General features: G+C 38.1%; 19 protein-coding genes, 1 riboswitch and 1 other annotated feature. Of the genes, 15 read left to right on the plus strand and 4 right to left on the minus strand.

The features are described from left to right. Nucleotides 1-22 precede the first annotated feature (22 nt). Nucleotides 23-139, plus strand: a riboswitch (FMN riboswitch). Between the two features lie 100 nt (nt 140-239). The 4 genes from J0J33_RS07075 to J0J33_RS07090 all read left to right on the plus strand — a co-directional run bounded on the left by J0J33_RS07075 (nt 240) and on the right by J0J33_RS07090 (nt 2,952). Next, nucleotides 240-824: an ECF transporter S component gene (locus J0J33_RS07075; protein ID WP_019293456.1), complete on the plus strand. Its 585-nt coding sequence runs from the start codon at nt 240-242 to the stop codon at nt 822-824. 132 nt (nt 825-956) lie between these two features. Further along, nucleotides 957-1,083: a sequence feature (ribosomal protein L10 leader region), on the plus strand. Between the two features lie 34 nt (nt 1,084-1,117). After that, the gene (rplJ, locus tag J0J33_RS07080; RefSeq protein WP_004257506.1) at nt 1,118-1,633 is read left to right on the plus strand and encodes a 50S ribosomal protein L10; all 516 of its coding nucleotides are present in this window, start codon (nt 1,118-1,120) and stop codon (nt 1,631-1,633) included. Between the two features lie 78 nt (nt 1,634-1,711). Next, nucleotides 1,712-2,077, plus strand: coding sequence for a 50S ribosomal protein L7/L12 (rplL, locus tag J0J33_RS07085; protein ID WP_004257497.1), 366 nt, complete (start codon nt 1,712-1,714; stop codon nt 2,075-2,077). Between the two features lie 200 nt (nt 2,078-2,277). Continuing rightward, on the plus strand, nt 2,278-2,952 hold the full coding sequence (locus J0J33_RS07090) for a hypothetical protein (RefSeq protein WP_206921642.1): 675 nt from the start codon (nt 2,278-2,280) through the stop codon (nt 2,950-2,952). A gap of 41 nt (nt 2,953-2,993) precedes the next feature. Here J0J33_RS07090 and J0J33_RS07095 read toward each other — a convergent pair whose 3' ends face one another. Continuing rightward, nucleotides 2,994-3,341, minus strand: coding sequence for a VOC family protein (locus J0J33_RS07095; RefSeq protein WP_198494649.1), 348 nt, complete (start codon nt 3,339-3,341; stop codon nt 2,994-2,996). 228 nt (nt 3,342-3,569) lie between these two features. Here J0J33_RS07095 and J0J33_RS07100 point away from each other — a divergent pair, with 228 nt between their 5' ends. Further along, entirely contained in the window at nt 3,570-5,771 is a 2,202-nt protein-coding gene (locus J0J33_RS07100) for an excinuclease ABC subunit UvrA (RefSeq protein ID WP_206889057.1), read from the plus strand. Between the two features lie 14 nt (nt 5,772-5,785). Then, a complete protein-coding gene (locus tag J0J33_RS07105; protein ID WP_165719598.1) occupies nt 5,786-6,121 on the plus strand; it encodes a DsrE family protein in 336 nt (111 codons plus the stop codon). A gap of 120 nt (nt 6,122-6,241) precedes the next feature. Here J0J33_RS07105 and J0J33_RS07110 read toward each other — a convergent pair whose 3' ends face one another. After that, nucleotides 6,242-7,402: a hypothetical protein gene (locus J0J33_RS07110; protein ID WP_019293462.1), complete on the minus strand. Its 1,161-nt coding sequence runs from the start codon at nt 7,400-7,402 to the stop codon at nt 6,242-6,244. Between the two features lie 425 nt (nt 7,403-7,827). Between J0J33_RS07110 and J0J33_RS07115 the strand changes: the two genes are divergently transcribed. The 9 genes from J0J33_RS07115 to J0J33_RS07155 all read left to right on the plus strand — a co-directional run bounded on the left by J0J33_RS07115 (nt 7,828) and on the right by J0J33_RS07155 (nt 14,345). Next, the gene (locus tag J0J33_RS07115) at nt 7,828-8,070 is read left to right on the plus strand and encodes a hypothetical protein (RefSeq protein WP_040087420.1); all 243 of its coding nucleotides are present in this window, start codon (nt 7,828-7,830) and stop codon (nt 8,068-8,070) included. Nucleotides 8,071-8,272: 202 nt separating this feature from the next. Continuing rightward, on the plus strand, nt 8,273-9,580 hold the full coding sequence (locus J0J33_RS07120) for a PTS sugar transporter subunit IIC (RefSeq protein ID WP_206889059.1): 1,308 nt from the start codon (nt 8,273-8,275) through the stop codon (nt 9,578-9,580). Between the two features lie 51 nt (nt 9,581-9,631). Continuing rightward, the gene (locus J0J33_RS07125; RefSeq protein ID WP_019293469.1) at nt 9,632-9,967 is read left to right on the plus strand and encodes a hypothetical protein; all 336 of its coding nucleotides are present in this window, start codon (nt 9,632-9,634) and stop codon (nt 9,965-9,967) included. Nucleotides 9,968-9,985: 18 nt separating this feature from the next. Next, nucleotides 9,986-11,074 (plus strand): DUF871 domain-containing protein, encoded by a 1,089-nt coding sequence (locus J0J33_RS07130; protein ID WP_206889060.1) that lies wholly within the window; start codon nt 9,986-9,988, stop codon nt 11,072-11,074. 9 nt (nt 11,075-11,083) lie between these two features. Continuing rightward, on the plus strand, nt 11,084-11,977 hold the full coding sequence (locus tag J0J33_RS07135; RefSeq protein WP_240265517.1) for a BadF/BadG/BcrA/BcrD ATPase family protein: 894 nt from the start codon (nt 11,084-11,086) through the stop codon (nt 11,975-11,977). 143 nt (nt 11,978-12,120) lie between these two features. Further along, the gene (locus J0J33_RS07140; protein ID WP_117517633.1) at nt 12,121-13,017 is read left to right on the plus strand and encodes a VOC family protein; all 897 of its coding nucleotides are present in this window, start codon (nt 12,121-12,123) and stop codon (nt 13,015-13,017) included. Then, the gene (locus J0J33_RS07145) at nt 13,007-13,207 is read left to right on the plus strand and encodes a hypothetical protein (protein WP_019293473.1); all 201 of its coding nucleotides are present in this window, start codon (nt 13,007-13,009) and stop codon (nt 13,205-13,207) included. Before J0J33_RS07140 ends, J0J33_RS07145 begins: the two co-directional genes overlap by 11 nt. Before the next feature lie 41 nt (nt 13,208-13,248). Further along, on the plus strand, nt 13,249-13,824 hold the full coding sequence (locus J0J33_RS07150) for a TMEM175 family protein (RefSeq protein ID WP_206921643.1): 576 nt from the start codon (nt 13,249-13,251) through the stop codon (nt 13,822-13,824). A gap of 101 nt (nt 13,825-13,925) precedes the next feature. Beyond that, nucleotides 13,926-14,345 (plus strand): N-acetyltransferase, encoded by a 420-nt coding sequence (locus tag J0J33_RS07155; protein WP_206921644.1) that lies wholly within the window; start codon nt 13,926-13,928, stop codon nt 14,343-14,345. 36 nt (nt 14,346-14,381) lie between these two features. On the opposite strand, the gene J0J33_RS07160 is transcribed toward J0J33_RS07155, so the two are convergent. Together J0J33_RS07160 and J0J33_RS07165 are read right to left on the minus strand one after the other, a co-directional pair. Next, nucleotides 14,382-15,857 (minus strand): amidase family protein, encoded by a 1,476-nt coding sequence (locus J0J33_RS07160; protein ID WP_206921645.1) that lies wholly within the window; start codon nt 15,855-15,857, stop codon nt 14,382-14,384. Then, complete coding sequence (locus J0J33_RS07165; protein ID WP_019292322.1) at nt 15,844-16,692, minus strand: transporter substrate-binding domain-containing protein; 849 nt, start codon at nt 16,690-16,692, stop codon at nt 15,844-15,846. The genes J0J33_RS07160 and J0J33_RS07165 overlap by 14 nt, the downstream gene beginning before the upstream one ends. Nucleotides 16,693-16,803: the final 111 nt, after the last annotated feature.

The following is a 16,803-nucleotide window of genomic DNA, read 5'->3' on the forward strand; positions in this document are numbered from 1 at the left end:
ATAATTTTTTGTGATATAATAAACGTATCTTCAGGGCACCGTGAAATTCGGGACCGGCGGTTAAAGTCCGCGAAGCTGAAAAGCTTGATGTGGTGTAATTCCACAACCGACAGTAAAGTCTGGATGGGAGAAGAATAGGAAATAAGACTAGCTCTTTTTGGGTTGAGTCCGTTTTCGTCAATATTCAAAAACTCCCTTCAAAATGAAGAAATATTATTTTCTATTTTGGAGGTTTTTTCGTGTCAAATTCAAAAACACGTCGACTCACACTTATCGCAATGCTCAGTGCAATTTCTTTTGTACTGTCCTACCCAATGTTCCAATTTCCTTTGGTGCCAAGTGCAAGCTTTTTAAAGATTGACTTCACAATCTTGCCCATTTTGATTGGACTATTTATGCTTGGCTTAAGCAGTGCTTTTGCTATTCTTATCATTCGTTCGCTTTTGTGGTTACTTTTAAATAGTGACGGAGTGAATACCTATATTGGTTTACCAATGAATATTTTGACAGTTACTGTCTTTGTGCTGGTACTTTGGTTCTTTCTCCGTCACAGATTTAGCTTGCGTAACTATATTATGGCAGCCATTTTGGGGACATTGGCTTTAACTGTATTACAGGTAGTACTTAACTATGTATACGCTATACCACTTTACGCAATGTTTGCTAATTTTGATATCGCAACAATGTTTCCTGGTGGTATTTCAGCTTATATTGGTGCTGTTGTTGTCTTTAATATTCTACAAGGTCTCATTTTTGCAGGAAGCTTTGCTTTACTGTATTGGGCCCTCCGTGGATCAAAAGCCATCAAATTTATTAATGCTTAAACAGAAAAATAGAGCCTATAACTCAGGGCAAACTGAAAGAGAAAATGATCATGACTTCGTTAATGGTCATTTTTTTGATTTTTTATTAATTTTTCCCTTGCATTTTTTAAAAACATCTGATATACTAATAGAAGTTCTGAAAAGGACTGACCGAAGACAGTTGGGGACATAAGTCATAAGCATCCAACCGAGGACAAACATTTTAAACAATGATTGAACTCTCTATGTCTTTTGGTCGTGGGGATTTTTATTTGTGAAAATTCCTACGAACAAAATAAAATGGAGGTAAACAAATGAGCGATTACAAAGTAAACGAAGCAACTATTGCTAAGAAAGCTGAGTTGGTTGACGTATTTGCAGAAAAATTCGAAGCTGCGACATCTATCGTTGTTGCGAGCTCACGTGGTTTAACTGTAGAACAAGACACTCAACTTCGTAAAGAGTTGCGTGAAGCCGGTGTGGAATTCAAAGTTGTTAAAAACTCAATCTTGCGTCGTGCAGCTGAAAAAGCTGGACTCGAAGGTTTGAACGACAGCTTCGTAGGCCCATCAGTAGTAGCTATCTCAAACGAAGATGCTATTGCCCCTGCTAAAATTTTGAGCGAGTTTGCTAAAACAGCAGACAAACTTGAAATCAAAGCTGGTGTTATCGAAGGAAAAGTTACAAGCAAAGAAGAAGTTGCAGCTATTGCATCTCTTCCAAGCCGCGACGGTCTTCTTTCTATGCTTCTTTCAGTGCTTCAAGCACCTGTCCGCAACGTGGCTCTCGCAGTCAAAGCTGTTGCAGAAAAAGAAGAATCAGCTGCTTAATTCCATATGGAATGACAGTAAGCAAATTTTATATCGGCGGATTTACGCAACAAACTAAAATTTACTAGGAGAATCAAAATGGCATTGAACATTGAAAACATCGTTGCTGAACTTGAAACAGCAACAATCCTCGAACTCTCTGAGCTCGTTAAAGCAATCGAAGAAAAATTTGACGTAACTGCAGCTGCTCCTGTAGCAGTAGCAGCTGCTGGTGGCGAAGCTGCAGCAGAAAAAGATTCATTTGACGTTGAATTGACAGCAGCAGGCGACAAAAAAGTTGCTACAATCAAAGCTGTTCGTGAAATCACTGGTCTTGGCTTGAAAGAAGCTAAAGAACTCGTTGATGGCGCACCAACAATGATCAAAGAAGGCGTTGCAACTGCAGAAGCTGAAGAAATCAAAGCTAAATTGGAAGAAGCTGGTGCTTCAATCACACTTAAATAATCATTTAAGTTCAATTTAGATGCAAGCATCCAATATTTTGGATAAGATTGCAATAAAAAAACAGCCATTATTGGCTGTTTTTTTATATCGTTATGTAGTGAGTTGGCACAAGTATTCCCTTGTATTTTTACGTGAGAAATTATATTTTTGTTATACTAGATTTATAATAGAAACTGATTCGAATACAAAGAGGAGTGCATATGATTGATAAATACAACTTGCCTAAGGAAGAATTACTTTCTTTACTAATGGAAGAGTCCAAGTTAGCACCACAGCATCAGCTGCCAGGTGAAGAGATTGAGGGGGTGAATGTTACCATGCAGTTTTTACGTGATGAAACTGGTCAAGTGCGTTATCTCCCGCGCCGTAAAGTGATGGGCTATGATCTTGATGGTGTAATTTTTTCTATGAAGAAAGCCATTGAATATACCAATCAAAAATTGGGCACTAACTTAAATATTGAAACGATGGAGGCTATTGACTATGACTTGATTTATTATGCAACAATGGAAGAAGACATTCAGCGAAAAATTATCAGAGAAAGTACACCAAATCGCAAGATGGTCGAAGATTTGGCAGAAGAACATTTGAACGGAGCAGAAATAGTACTGATTACAGCACGTCATGTTTCTTATGCTAAAGAAACGATAGAATCGCTTAATCGTTTCGGTATTTATTATGATAAAATTTATTTTACTGAGGAGAAACTGCCGTTAATTATTGGATTGGATATTGATTGGTTTTATGATGACAAACCGGAAACCATTGCAGCCATTAAAAATCATAAAGTACGCACAAAAGCCGTGCTCGTCTCAGCGCCCTATAACCGTGGTGCCACAGACTATGATTATCGCTATAAAGTAGGACTTGAATAACTGTTTGGAGCTTCTTGCTTGAGTGCTGTGAGAGTTTACTTTCATATTTCTGTCACAGACCAGATATGACCTGAGGGATCTTCGATATTAATGACACGCTGGCCATGAGCAATGAAAGAAGGATTTTCAGGCGTACCGGGAGCGACCACTTGTCCGCCATTATCAAATGCCAGCGCTAAAATATTGTCAATATCCTTCAAATAGATTTGCAGACAAAGACCAACACCGCCTCGAGATTTCGGGGTGTTTTCTTTTACTTCAGCTAAAGCAAAGGGATAATTTTCTATTTTAAAGTGGTGTTCATCCTGAATGCTTGCTCCGAAAACATTTTGATAAAATTTTAGCGATTGTTTGATATCTTGCACAAAAAGATTAATTGAAATTTTCATGATAGCACTCACTTTCTATTCTTTATTGTACACAATGTGCGTGTAGTTTACTAATGATTTGTAATTCATTTATACGAGAAATCATCAATATTATCATTAAAAATAAAAAGCTTTGAAATCAGATAAAAAAAACTAAAAAAATGATAGAATAGGACTTAAGCAACACCCAAAAAATTGAATTTTATAGTTTGCAGGATCTTGTCTGCGGACTTGAAAAAGGAGAAAACGATGCCTGATACGATTCGTGTCATTGCAGATAAGGTCAATAATTTAAAGAATGTGTCGCTTGAAATCCCCAAGAAGAAAATAACAGTCTTTACTGGTGTTTCAGGCTCTGGGAAATCAAGCCATGTTTTTGATACTCTTGCCGATGAGTCACAACGCCTCTTAAATGAAACCTTGCCTGCATTTGTTCGACAGTTTCTACCCAAATATGAACGTCCTGATGTGGAGCGGATTGAAAATCTTCCGGCCTCCATCGTCATTGACCAAAAAACTTTAGGGGGAAATGCCCGCTCGACTCTTGCGACAATCACTGATATTGCACCTGTTATTCGTCAACTTTTTTCAGGTGGAGGAAGCCCCCAGCTTGGAGCAGACCATTTTTCGTTTAATCTTCCAGCGGGCATGTGTCCAGAATGTCAAGGTATTGGTAAAAAACTAGAGTTGAAAATGGAGCTTTTTATTGATAAAGAACGCTCACTTAATAATGGTGCAGTTCTTTTTAAGCCTTACCAAAAAATCACCAAAATGTATGTAGAGAATGGTCTTTTTGATGGTGAAAAATTATTGAAAGATTATACAGAAGAGGAGCTGGATCGCCTTTATCACGGCAAAGAAGTCGGCAAAATCAAAATGGGCGAATACAATCTTACCTACGAGGGAATAGTTGACAAGTTTAATCGTGGTTTCTTGCAGAAAGAAGGTGACTTGTCTGCAGGTGCCCAAAAGACACTTGCAACTTATACGCATGAAGCACTTTGCCCAGTTTGCCAAGGGAAACGCTTAAACCAAGAAACACTAGCGGTACGTTGGTTCGGACATACCTTTGCGGATTTGATGAGTATGGAACTGACAGATTTAAGTGATGTTTTGACATCACACGAGGGAACAGAACACCTTAAACAACAAATTGATCATCTGATCGACCTTGGGTTAGGTTATCTCAGTCTTGATCGAGAAACGACGACTTTATCTGGTGGAGAATCTCAGCGTGTAAAATTAGTAAAGCATTTAAATAACGCGCTATCGGATATGCTCTATATTTTTGATGAACCCTCTGTTGGTCTGCATCCGAGGGATGTGGCTCGTATTAATAGCATCTTTACAAAGCTGCGAGATAAAGGAAATACTGTGCTTATTATTGAGCATGATCCGGATGTCATCAAAATTGCTGATTGGGTGATAGAAGTTGGACCTGGTGCTGGTGTACATGGTGGTGAGATCATGTTTGAAGGAAGCTATGAGCAGCTTCTTCAGTCTGATTGTTTAACGGGGAAATATCTTTCTAAGATGACAACCATTAACAAAAAACCAAGACATCCAGTTCACTTTTATCAAGGAGAAATTTCAAACGCTAACAACCTTAAAAATGAACATCTTGATATTCCTCAAGGGCTTCTCACCGTTTTGACCGGTGTAGCTGGTTCAGGAAAATCAACACTTGTAGAGCATTCTTTACGATCAACTTATCCAGAAGCTATTATGGTGACACAAGCAAGTCTAGCTGCCAACAGTCGTTCGAATCCAGCGACTTTTATAGGCATTATGGATAACATTAGAAAAGCCTTTGCAAAAGTGAATGAAGTTAAGCCTAGTCTATTCAGCTACAACTCCGAAGGCGCGTGCCCCGCTTGTGAAGGTAGAGGTTATATCGAATCTAACTTGGCATTTATGGAAACAGTGAAACAAACCTGTGAAGTTTGTCAGGGGAAACGTTACAAGATGGAAGCTCTAGCCTTTAAATATCAAGGAAAAGATATTACGGAAGTCCTAGACTTAACGATTGAAGAAGCATTGGATTTTTTTAAGTCTGCTCCAGCGATTAAGAAAAAAATAAAAGCTATGAACGAAGTAGGACTTGGTTATCTGACATTGGGACAGCCAACGAGTACTTTATCTGGTGGTGAACGTCAGCGCTTGAAGTTGGCTAATGAGTTTTATCAAAAAGGAAATCTTTTTATTCTGGATGAACCATCAACAGGTCTGCATCTGTCTGATATTAGCCGTCTGATGAAGATTATGAAACATTTTGTTGACCAAGGCAATACCTTGGTCGTGATTGAACATCAGTTAGATATCATTCGCCAGGCGGACTGGATTATTGATATAGGTCCAGAAGGTGGCTCAGCTGGTGGCCAAGTGATTTACGCAGGACCGCCAGCTGGGTTACGAAATTGCTCAGCTTCACTTACTGCCCAATATATCTAATAGGAGACATAAAGATGTTACAAGTTATTCTGCATATTGATGAAAACAACAAATGGAACACACTCCTCTCTAACGTAAAGAATCTCAAAGAATGGCTCACTCAGAATAAAGAACCAGGCAAGATTGAGATTTTAGTAAATGGAGAAGCAGTAGAAATGGTACTGAAGTCCTCACCAGTGGATCTTGTGGAAGTCTTCAAAAGAGACGTCAAAGTTGCCGTTTGCCAAAATTCTTTAAACATGAGAGGATACAAAGTAGAAAGGCTACAAGAAGGTTGTACAGTTGTGCCCGCTGGTATTGTGGAACTCGTCCAAAAACAGAACTCAGGCTTTGCATATGTTAAACCATGAGATACTTTACTTTCAATATAGAGCATAAAATCATCCCAGACTATCGGGATGATTTTACTTTTTTAGCTATATAGTATATTTGAAATAAAAAAGACCTCCTATGAGATCTTTTATTTTTAATTATTCAGCAGTTTTTACAGCAACTTCGCCAGAAACTTTAAATTGGTTAGCGGCATCCAATTCTTTGTATGCGTCCAATTGTTCTTGAGTTGCGAAGTAAAGGTTACCATTGATTTCAGATGGGATTGTTTTGCCATCTGTACCTTTCATATCACGAGCTTTGATTGATGCATTTTCTGCAACGTAAACATCACCTTTAATGTTACCACCTTCGAGGTCAAAGCCAGGTGATTTAATGATCAAACGTTTTGTAGTCAAAGTAAATGAATCTGTGACTTGGTGTTTGTCGTTTTGGGCGATTAATGCCAATGTACGTTGAATTTGGCCACTCTCGTTCATGAAGATACCATCAACAGTGATGTCTTTATCAGCCGCATCGATATCTGAGTTACCAGATACTAACCAAGCACCTTTAGCGCTCAAGCCTGAAGCTAAGACATCAGCTGCATCTGTACCAGTTGTTGCACCAGTTTGAGTATCAGGTCCGTTACCTTCAAATTCGTGAGTTACTTCACCGTGTTCACCAATAGTGATTGCACCCATAGGGAATTCAAGAACTTCACCTTCGACAACTTTAGTTTCACCTGTTACTTTTGGTTTTTGCTCTTCAGGAAGTTTATTATAAGCATCCATGAGGTCTTGACTTGCAAAAGTCAAGTTACCGTCGATAGTTGCTTTACCTTCAACACCTTTACCGCTTTGTGCACCGAATCCAGGTGCGAAGACAGCTACATCACCTTTAATTGTACCATTAGAAAGCTTGAAACCAGGTGATTTTACTTCAACTTTATCAACAGTCAAAGTGTAACGGTCAGTCACAACGTGATCAGCATCTTGTGCGTAAGCTGCAAATTTACGTGCGATTTGGTTTTTGCTAGCATAAACACCCTCAACAGTCAAAGTTTTACCTGAAGCATCCATGTCTTTTGTGATTGCTGCCAACCATGAACCGTTTTTAGACAATCCTTTTTGTAAATCTTCGAAACTGTTTGCTCCAGCAGTTGCTCCTGTGAAGGCATCAGCTGATTTGCTGCTGTCAGATTGTTCAGTTTTCGCATCGTTGTTGCCGTTTGCTGAGTCATTGTTGTTGCCACATGCTGCAAGCAAGAAGATTGAAGCTGCTGACAAAGTTACGATTGAAGCCAATTTAGTGGTTTTCATTTAGATTCTCCTAAATAATAAATTTGAATTGAATTTGAGAGTGGTTATGAAATCGCTCGCAAACCTCGACACTTTAATTCTAACTTAAAAAAAAATAAAAAGCAAGAATTTGCCGGTTTATTCACAAAATTAAAAAGTGCATCTTTTCCATACAAATTGTGAGATACGAATGACAATTACTGCATTGTATATCTTAATTTATGACATCTATCTGCAATAGATTGCTTAGGGTTTCTGTGTGTTTAATTGTTTTTCATCCTAAAAAATAAACCTTAGAAGAAGAGATAACATCAAAAATTTAATTGTGCTCAAATGTGGATGTCTCAGGGATGGGCCAACACTTTAATTCTATCTATTTAGACAGTAGAATTAAAGAATATTACTATAAGTTATGCCGATGTAGTCTAAAGAAATAAACAGAAGCGATGGAAACAGAAAAATTAAAAGACAGAGTTGAAAAGTTGGAGAGCAAACATAAAAAGATGACTATTGGATTATTTGTTCATGATATTATCCTGATTGCTTTATCTGTGGCGGTGAGTTATTTTTTTTTGGATGAAGGTAATTTCTATAGAAGAGAAAGTTTTAACAAGAGGGTTAAAGCTTTTTTATTAAAAATGTCATCCAGAGATAAAAAAGTGCAATCTTGGTTATTAATTGAAATATAATTTCAATTAATATATAATGAAAGGGTATTCAAAGAAATATTGTTCTGTTGAATAGACATGTACGTTTTGCTGATTTCCTAAAAGAAGGAGTCAATCGCTAGTGGCTGAGCCGATGAACGTGCGCATATTTTATTTAAACAAGTGATCATTATTAGCTGGATTTACAGTTGATATGAAATAAAATTTACTTAAAGGAGTAAACATGCAAAAATTTCTCAAGTGGATTGAAACAAGATTGATGCCACCTATGACCAAAATTGGGATGCAACGCCATATGGTTGCTATACGTAACGGGGTTATCTCTACACTCTCCCTTATCCTGATAGGCTCTTTCATAATGGTTTTCGCCAATTTTCCGATTCCGGCTGTGGCGGAATGGTTAGCACCACATACAGCCAACTTAACAATTCCTTTTCGAATTACAATGGGTTTAATGGCAATCTATGCCTCTTTTGCCATGGGGGATTCTTTGGCTAAGTCTTATGATTTAGATGGTGTCACAGGAGGCGTTCTCTCATTAGCAGCTTTTTTGACTTTAACAATCCCTTTAAATGTCGATACTGTACTGACTGAAGCAGGCGAAGCGGCGATTGGTTGGGTCCTGCCTATGCAATACTTAGGTGGTGCAGGAATGTTCTCTGCGATTCTAACAATGATTTTCGCCGTGGAAATTTATCGTTTCTTCATTAAACGGGATATCACGATTAAAATGCCTGATGGAGTACCACCAGCAGTTGGTCGTTCATTCGGAGCATTATTACCAGGAGGATTTATTATTATCTTTCTCTGGATAGTACGTGTAATGCTCAATTTTGATATTAATGACTTTATCATGAGCATTTTCAATCCAATTGCTGATCTGATGGGCAATAATATGTTTGGTGCTTTATTACCTATGATTTTTATCCATTTGCTTTGGGCGGCTGGTGTTCATGGAATGAACATTATCGGCTCCATTGTTCGTCCGATGTGGCTCATGATGCTCGATGCAAATATGGCTGCTATGGCAGATGGAACTCCGTTGACACAACTTCCTTATGTCGCACCAGAGCAATTTTATCAATGGTTTGTCACAATGGGCGGTGCGGGTGTAACATTGGTTCTTGTTTTCCTGCTCTTTACTTGTCGTGCCAAATATCTGAGAGATATGGCAAAACTGACCTTTGTACCAGGGCTATTTAATATCAACGAACCTTTAATCTTCGGTATGCCTTTGATGATGAATCCGGTCTTTACGATTCCTTTTGTTTTGAATCCTATAATCTTAACGATTGTTTCTTACAGTGCTGTCAGATTAGGATTGGTAAATGGTTTTGTGGCCAATGTGCCATGGACCTTACCTGCTCCAATCGGTGCTTATATGGCAACGGGGAATGACTGGCGTGCAATTATTCTTGTTTTAGTCAACCTCTTTATTGCTGGCTTAATTTATTATCCATTTGTAAAAATGTATGACAAGCAAATGCTTGAAGAAGAAAAGAAAGCAGCTGCTGAAACTGAAGGAGCTTAGATTTAAGTGCTTATTTAAATAAAAGTTCACATATAGAAAGTGTATAGACTTATGTTATATTCGATTCTCTTTTTTATCGCTACAGTAATTGTTATCCTTCGCGCGCGCCATTTCTCTATCAAAGCAGAAAACTTTAAAAATAAATATTTGCGAAGCCGTTGGTTTTGGGGAATTATGAGCATGCTTGCTCTGGCAATTGGTATTTTACTGCTCCCAAGTTTCCTTGTGCTACTGAAAATCCCTCTTATCATTTTTGCAGTATTCGCAGCAATGGTTTTCTTTGAAATGACACGACATGCGATTGAACGCGCTATGACCATCTATAATAAGAAAAATATAAATAAATATGACAGCAAAGATATTCACGAAGTGAACAGTTTGAATTAATTTTAAAAGGAAGAACATATGAAACGATTAGGAATCTCGATCTATCCAGAACATAGTACACTTGAACAAGATAAGGCTTATATTGACCTTGCCCATAAATATGGCTTTAGCCGTATCTTTACCTGTTTATTGTCCGTCAATGGCGAAAAGGAAGAAATTTTACAGAATTTCAAGGAAACGATAAGCTATGCCAGAAGCAAAAATTTTGAAGTGACAGTTGATATTGCACCACGTATTTTTGATGAGTTGGGAATCTCATATGAAGATTTATCATTTTTTGCGGAGATGGGTGCGCATGGGATACGTCTAGATGTAGGTTTTACAGGTAAAGAAGAAGCCTTGATGACTTACAATCCCTATGGGCTCAAAATCGAGATCAATATGTCCAATGCGACAAAGTATATGGAAAATATTTTAAGTCATGTACCCAATCGCGACCTTTTAGTCGGCTGTCATAATTTTTATCCCAAGCGTTTCTCAGGGCTTTCTTATGATTTCTTTGTCAAATGCTCAAAAATGTATAAGGAAAACTACATTCAGACGGCAGCTTTTGTTAATTCTCACGATGCAACTTATGGTCCTTGGCCCGTTATGGAAGGTTTAGCAACTCTGGAGATGCACCGTGATTTGCCCATCGAAGTTCAAGCACAGCATTTATCAGCTACAGGGTTGGTTGACGATATTATTATTGGCAATGCTTATGCTTCAGAAGCGGAGATAAAAAAGCTTGCTGCTCTCAACCGTCAGATGATGACTTTTGGTATTGAGCTTGATGAAGCAATTACAGAGTTAGAGCGTATGATTGTAGAAGAAGAGCCGCATTTTTACCGTGGTGATATTTCTGAATATATGATTCGCTCCACGCAATCACGGGTAAAATATAAGTCTGAAGCCTTCCCTAAAGGAAATACACGTGACATTAGACGGGGTGACATTATCATTGAGAACGAAACATATGGTCAATATAAAGGAGAGCTGAACATAGCACTTAAGGACATGAAAAATTCAGGTAAAACAAATGTAGTTGCCCGAATCCGGGAAGAAGAAATCTTTCTTTTGGATTATTTGCAAGCTTGGGAAAACTTTCAATTTCAAGTTAAAGGATAATTGAAAGATATGAAGATTATTATTGGCGTGGATGCTGGTGGAACAAAAACAGAAGCTGTAGCTTACGATAGAGATGGAAATTCTTTAGCACAGGCATATTCTTCCTATGGAAATGTATTGATTGATTTCACAGCAGCTTGTCAGCATATTCAGCAAGCCATCAAAAGGTGCTTGAATGTATTACCTGATGCGGAGTTAGTTGCCCTTTCTTTAGGTGTGGCTGGAGTTGGTTCAAGAAAATATAACGCAGAGCTTCAGCAAGCTTTATCATCCTTTGGAGTTCCTATCCGGATAGAGACTGATGCACGTATCGCACATGCGGCCTATTTCCCTAAGGGTGATGGTATTTTGACAATCGCAGGGACAGGTGCTGTCAGTTTTGGTCACAGAGGAGAAAAGCAAGTAATGACTGGTGGTTGGGGGCATCTGATCGGAGCCGATCGTGGCTCTGGATATTGGATTGCTCTTCAGGCTATTGAAAAGATGGCAAACGACGAAGACCAAGGGAAACCTTTATCCCAACTTTCAAATGCGATTCTCCATTATCTTAACCTTCCTGATTCATTCGCAATAAAACGATTTGTCTACGGCGCACCTAAGAAAGAACTTGCAGCACTGACACCTATTATTGTTGCCGAAGCAAATAAGGACAGCTTTACAGCTCAAAATATTCTGAGAGAAGCAGGACAGTTTTTGGCACAGATAACAATTGATAACTATAACAAATTAGATCGGCCCCAAGACATAGGCATTGCCTTAAAGGGTTCTGTCCTTTTGAAAATACCTCAAGTGCAGACAACATTTATACAAGAAGTAAAGAAATTTGTGCCAACAGCCTCTATCATAACAGAAGAAGTATCCTCAACCAAAGGTGCCTTTTCCTTGGCTTTGGCTGAATTATAAAAGAATATTTCGCAATATTCTTTGTGATTTAAAAAAACACTTGAGCAATATTCTCAAGTGTTTTTATTATACGTTCTTCTCAACATTTATTCTTGACATATCAAAAAGATGGGTTTACAATTGTAAACATAGGAGGCGGGCATATGGAACTACATCATATATCTCTACTTACAGCTGACTTTGAGCAGAATTTTGATTTTTATGTTAATATTTTAGGCTTGCGTTTGGTGAAAAACTCTATTAATCAAGGTAATATCTATATGCGACATGTGTATTACGGTGATTTTATGGGGACTCCTGGAACTGTAGTGACTTTTTTTCCGGATCAACGCTTTGATGTAGAACGGCAAGATGGGAGTGACTATTTGTCCGGTATCCAATTCAAAATTCCTAAGGATTCTACTGAATACTGGGCGAAACGTTTTAAGAAGTTCGGCTTAGAATATCAACACACAGACAATACTTTACAGGTTCTTGATTTTGACAAGATTTTACTTGAGTTTATCGAAGTAGAAGAGCAAAATCAAGATGCCCACATCAATGTGCTGTCAGATGTACCTGCAGCTTTCCAAATCACAGGACTCTGGGGCAGTCGTCTTTACAGCTCAAATCTTGAGCAGACAAGGATCTTTTTCCAAGAGATACTTGGGAGTGAGGGAGGTATTACGCTTCTTCCCGCAACATCTAAAGAAGGCAAACGAGTCTGGGGGAGAGGGTCTATTGACCATATCGCTTTTGCAGTTCCTAACAGTAAAGCGCTCGATAATATATGGGAAAAAGCGCTAAGCTTAGGTTATGAGAGAGAATTATATGCGGATCGTGGTTATTTTCGATCGGTATATCTTAAAGAGCCAGGCGGTGTAAGGATTGAGTTTGCGACCCTAACTCCAGGCTTTACTCTGGATGAATCAATTCAAGATTTGGGAAGCGATTTAGCTTTACCGCCACGTTATGAAGCAAAACGTCAAGAACTCTTGCGCTATTATCAAAAGCAAGGTGTTCATTTTAAAAAAAAGAAAGAAGAAAATCATGAAAATTAAAGTACAACATCTTAACGGCCGTCAAGAAAGTAAAGAATTCGCTAACGTAGAAGAATTTGTTCTCCTCCAAAATCGTGAAATTCCTGCTTTAGAAGATTCAGCGAAAGTATTAGAACTCGAAATTGATGGTCAAAACCGCGAATTTGAAGGAAATATTGCTGCGCTTTATTTTGAATTGAGCAAATATTAAATTCCCGCCTGCTTGGCGATAATAATACATGGAGAAACAAAATGACAAGTGGACGTTTATCTGCATTTACAGATGGAATTGTCGCCATCTTAATTACTGTTATGGTTTTAAACCTGCGCATTCCTAAAGGTCCAAATTGGACAGACTTATTTGATATGGGATTTATTTTCTTAACCTATCTTGCAAGTTTTTACTTGTTGGCCATCTATTGGAATAACCATCATCACCTTTTCCATCTGGCTGAACGTGTTTCAGGAAGAATTCTGTGGTGGAATGTCGTGCTCTTATTTTTTATGAGTTTCATTCCCTTTACCACAAACTGGCTGTCTGAATTTTCAGGTTCAAAAACGCCTGAGATTGTTTATGATGTAAATAACTTATTTATTGATATTATTTTTAATATCTTAAGCTACGAAATTTTTAAATCGAGAAATTATAAACTAAAGGACATGCATTGGGTTTGGAAAGGCGGTTTCTCTATCCTCATTTTAATGGTCGGAATTTTACTGACCGTTTTACTGCCTGTAGCTCAGATTTCATTAGTGGCAACAATCTTGAGTATGATTCCGTGGGTAATTCCAGATAAGCAGATTGAAAATTATGTCAATAAAAATTAAACAATCTATTGTAAAAAAGTGGCTCAACACAGTGTTTGGTCACTTTTATTTTGTTGTAAGAAACATAAATTGTGTTAAGATGAAGTGAGAGGAGAAGAAGCATGATCAGAAAAATGAAGGCTGAAGACCTGCAAAAAGTTGTAGAGCTTTGGCTGAGAGTTAATATTGCTAATCATCGGTTCATCAAGCGTGAGTACTGGTTGAAACAAGCTGCAGCTGTTGAAGAAGCTATGAAAGATGCTGACATATATGTTTACGAAGAAAACCAAAAAATCATTGCTTTTGTCGGTTTGATTGACCAATATATTGCAGGCATTTTTGTGAGTAATAGCAAGCAGTCTAAAGGTATTGGCAAATCACTTTTACAGCATGTTAAAGCTTCAAGTCAAACGCTCTCTTTAAAAGTTTACCAGAAAAATGAAGGTGCTCTTCGTTTCTACCAAAGGGAAGGCTTTAAAATAGTGGCTGAAGGCTTAGATGAAGATAATAATGAAAAAGAGTTTTTGATGACTTGGAACTAAAAAGAACCATATTTTGGTTCTTTTTTTGATTTTTACTCAATTGTTATAAAACTCAGGTAAGATGAACTGGTCATTATTTTCAAATTGTAAAGCGAGACTTAGCATCAATACTTCCGAGTTTTTCTGGCCCCAAAGTTGAACACCTTGTGGTAAATGTGTTTCTTCCTCCAAGTAAATTGGAAGTGACAAGGCAGGTTGTCCTGTGAGATTACTGATAAAGTTGTAAGGCGTGAAAGCCAAGGAGTTTTCGAACGCTTGTTCTATGGTTGAGATTTGTTCAGAAAAGTCGTATAACTCCATGTGTTTCATTTTTTCCGTAATGTTAGGATGGATGAGTTCTTCGTCCACTTTGGGGGCTGTTTTGGCTGTTGTCGGCGTTAAGAAGAGGTCAAAATTTTTAAAAATTTCTTCATCCAATGTGGCACATGCGCTATCCCACTTATTTAAAGCTTGAACATAAGAAGCAGCATCCGCATTACGACCAGCTTCTAACAAGGCATAAGTTAGTGGCTCTACATCACTGTTAATTATCTTGCGGTCATTAGCAATTTCCCAAGGGTTAAGCATAGCATATGTTTCAGCAGCATTCATTTGATAATATGTTTGAATCAAAGGGCGAGCATCGAAAGGAAAAGAAACCTCAGTTAGTTGATGACCTTGAGCTTTTAGAAAGTCTACGGCTTTATGAAGGGCGGCCTTAGAGGTCTCCGAAAGCATTATTCCCGATACCGGTGATTCAAAGGAATAAGCAATGTTTAAAGCTTTGTTTGGTTCTGTGAGATGATGCAGTGCCTTCTTATCTAATAACTCTGTTTGATAAGGATCAGCTTCTTGTTTAAGTTGCATTTCGGCCACAAAACTTGCTGTATCACGTACAGAAATAGTTAAAGCTCCAGTAGTTGCTGCACCTTGCCAATCTCGGTAGTTTCCTGGGCCCTGTGGCATAAGACCTCGTGTCATTTTCAAACCAATAAGACCTGAAAAAGAAGCAGGAATACGTATGGAGCCACCACCATCAGATGCGCCAGCCATGGGGAAAATCCCAGAAGCTACAGCGGAAGCAGCTCCACCTGAAGAGCCACCAGAGTAATAAGCTGTATTCCAAACATTACGTGTGTCACCATAAAGAGCTGAGTCTGTAATATTTTTAAAACCAAATTCAGGAGAGTTTGTTTGTCCGAAAGGCGTTAAGCCAGCTTTAAGAGCAGCTTTGACAAAGTTATCGTCTGAATGGGCCATATTGTCTTCAAAAAGTTTTGAACTCGAAGTTGACGGAAGTCCTGCATGATCTTGCCCCAGCATCTTTAGTGGAAAGGGAAGACCTGCGAAATAACCGTTTTCTGTTTTTGATAAATCAGCTTGAGCCTGATGCAAGTCATAGGCAACGACGGCATTGTATTGCGGATTGATTTTTTCCAGTTTTTTTTGAGTGTTTTGGAGTAATTCAGTAGCACTGATTTGACCAGCACTGATTTTTTCTGCCCAATATGTAGCGTCTTTAATCTTTCTCATCTTTCATATCTTCCTCTCTAGGAGTAAAATCGCCACCGAGGTATTTTTCAGAAAGTTTTTTCATCGTTCCATTTTCTTGAAGTTTTACCAAGGCTTTATCGACTTTCTGTTGTAGGTCTTTGTCTTCTTTTTCCTTACCAAAAATGAAATAGCTAAATCCTGTATGTTTATCTGTCTCGCCTAAATCAATTGGTTCGACTTTTAAATTATAAGCATGTTGCTGGATGATTTGTGTGAGGGAAATTTGATCGTAAATCACAAAGTCACTTTTTCCTGAGTCAACATCAGCAACATAAGAAGCTAATGGATAGCTGGCGTCCATATATTTTAAATTCATTGCTTTGTCAGGATTTTCCTTGTTCCAGTTTTCCAGCATTGTTGCGACTTGAACACCAGATAAGACTTCGGTGGTTTTACCGGCTAAGTCATTCAAAGATTTGACTTGTAAATCAGGTTTAACTGCTACCGATGTTGCTGACTTAGATAGAGGTAGTGAGTAATTGTATTTTTCTGCACGTTCAGGTGTCCAAGAAAGAGCATTTGCAGCCATTTGAAAACGTCCATTATCAATTCCAGAAAGCACGGAATTAAAATCAATCACTTGGAATTTTAATTTGTATTCAGGAAGTTCTTTGAAAACAGCGCGTGCAAGTTCCACATCATAACCTGTTAACTTATTGTCTTCCATATAAGTATTAGGTTTTGAGTTGGCATTTGTGGCCACGATAATTTCCTTTGGCTCAGGCTTAACGCTTTCTTTTTTGCTGCAAGCGGTCAAAACCCCAAAAGAAGTGAGAGAAAATAAGGCTAGACCTAAAACTAATTTTTTATTCATTTATATATAATGGGTTTTTGCAAACCCTTCCTTTCTGTATATTTTTATTTTAGCAAATTTTAAAAATTCAGAAGCTTTTTATGTTTGGAAATTTTTGGTATGATCAAAAAG

It is taken from the genome of Lactococcus sp. LG1267 (assembly GCF_017309545.1).
Classification (GTDB): domain Bacteria; phylum Bacillota; class Bacilli; order Lactobacillales; family Streptococcaceae; genus Lactococcus; species Lactococcus petauri.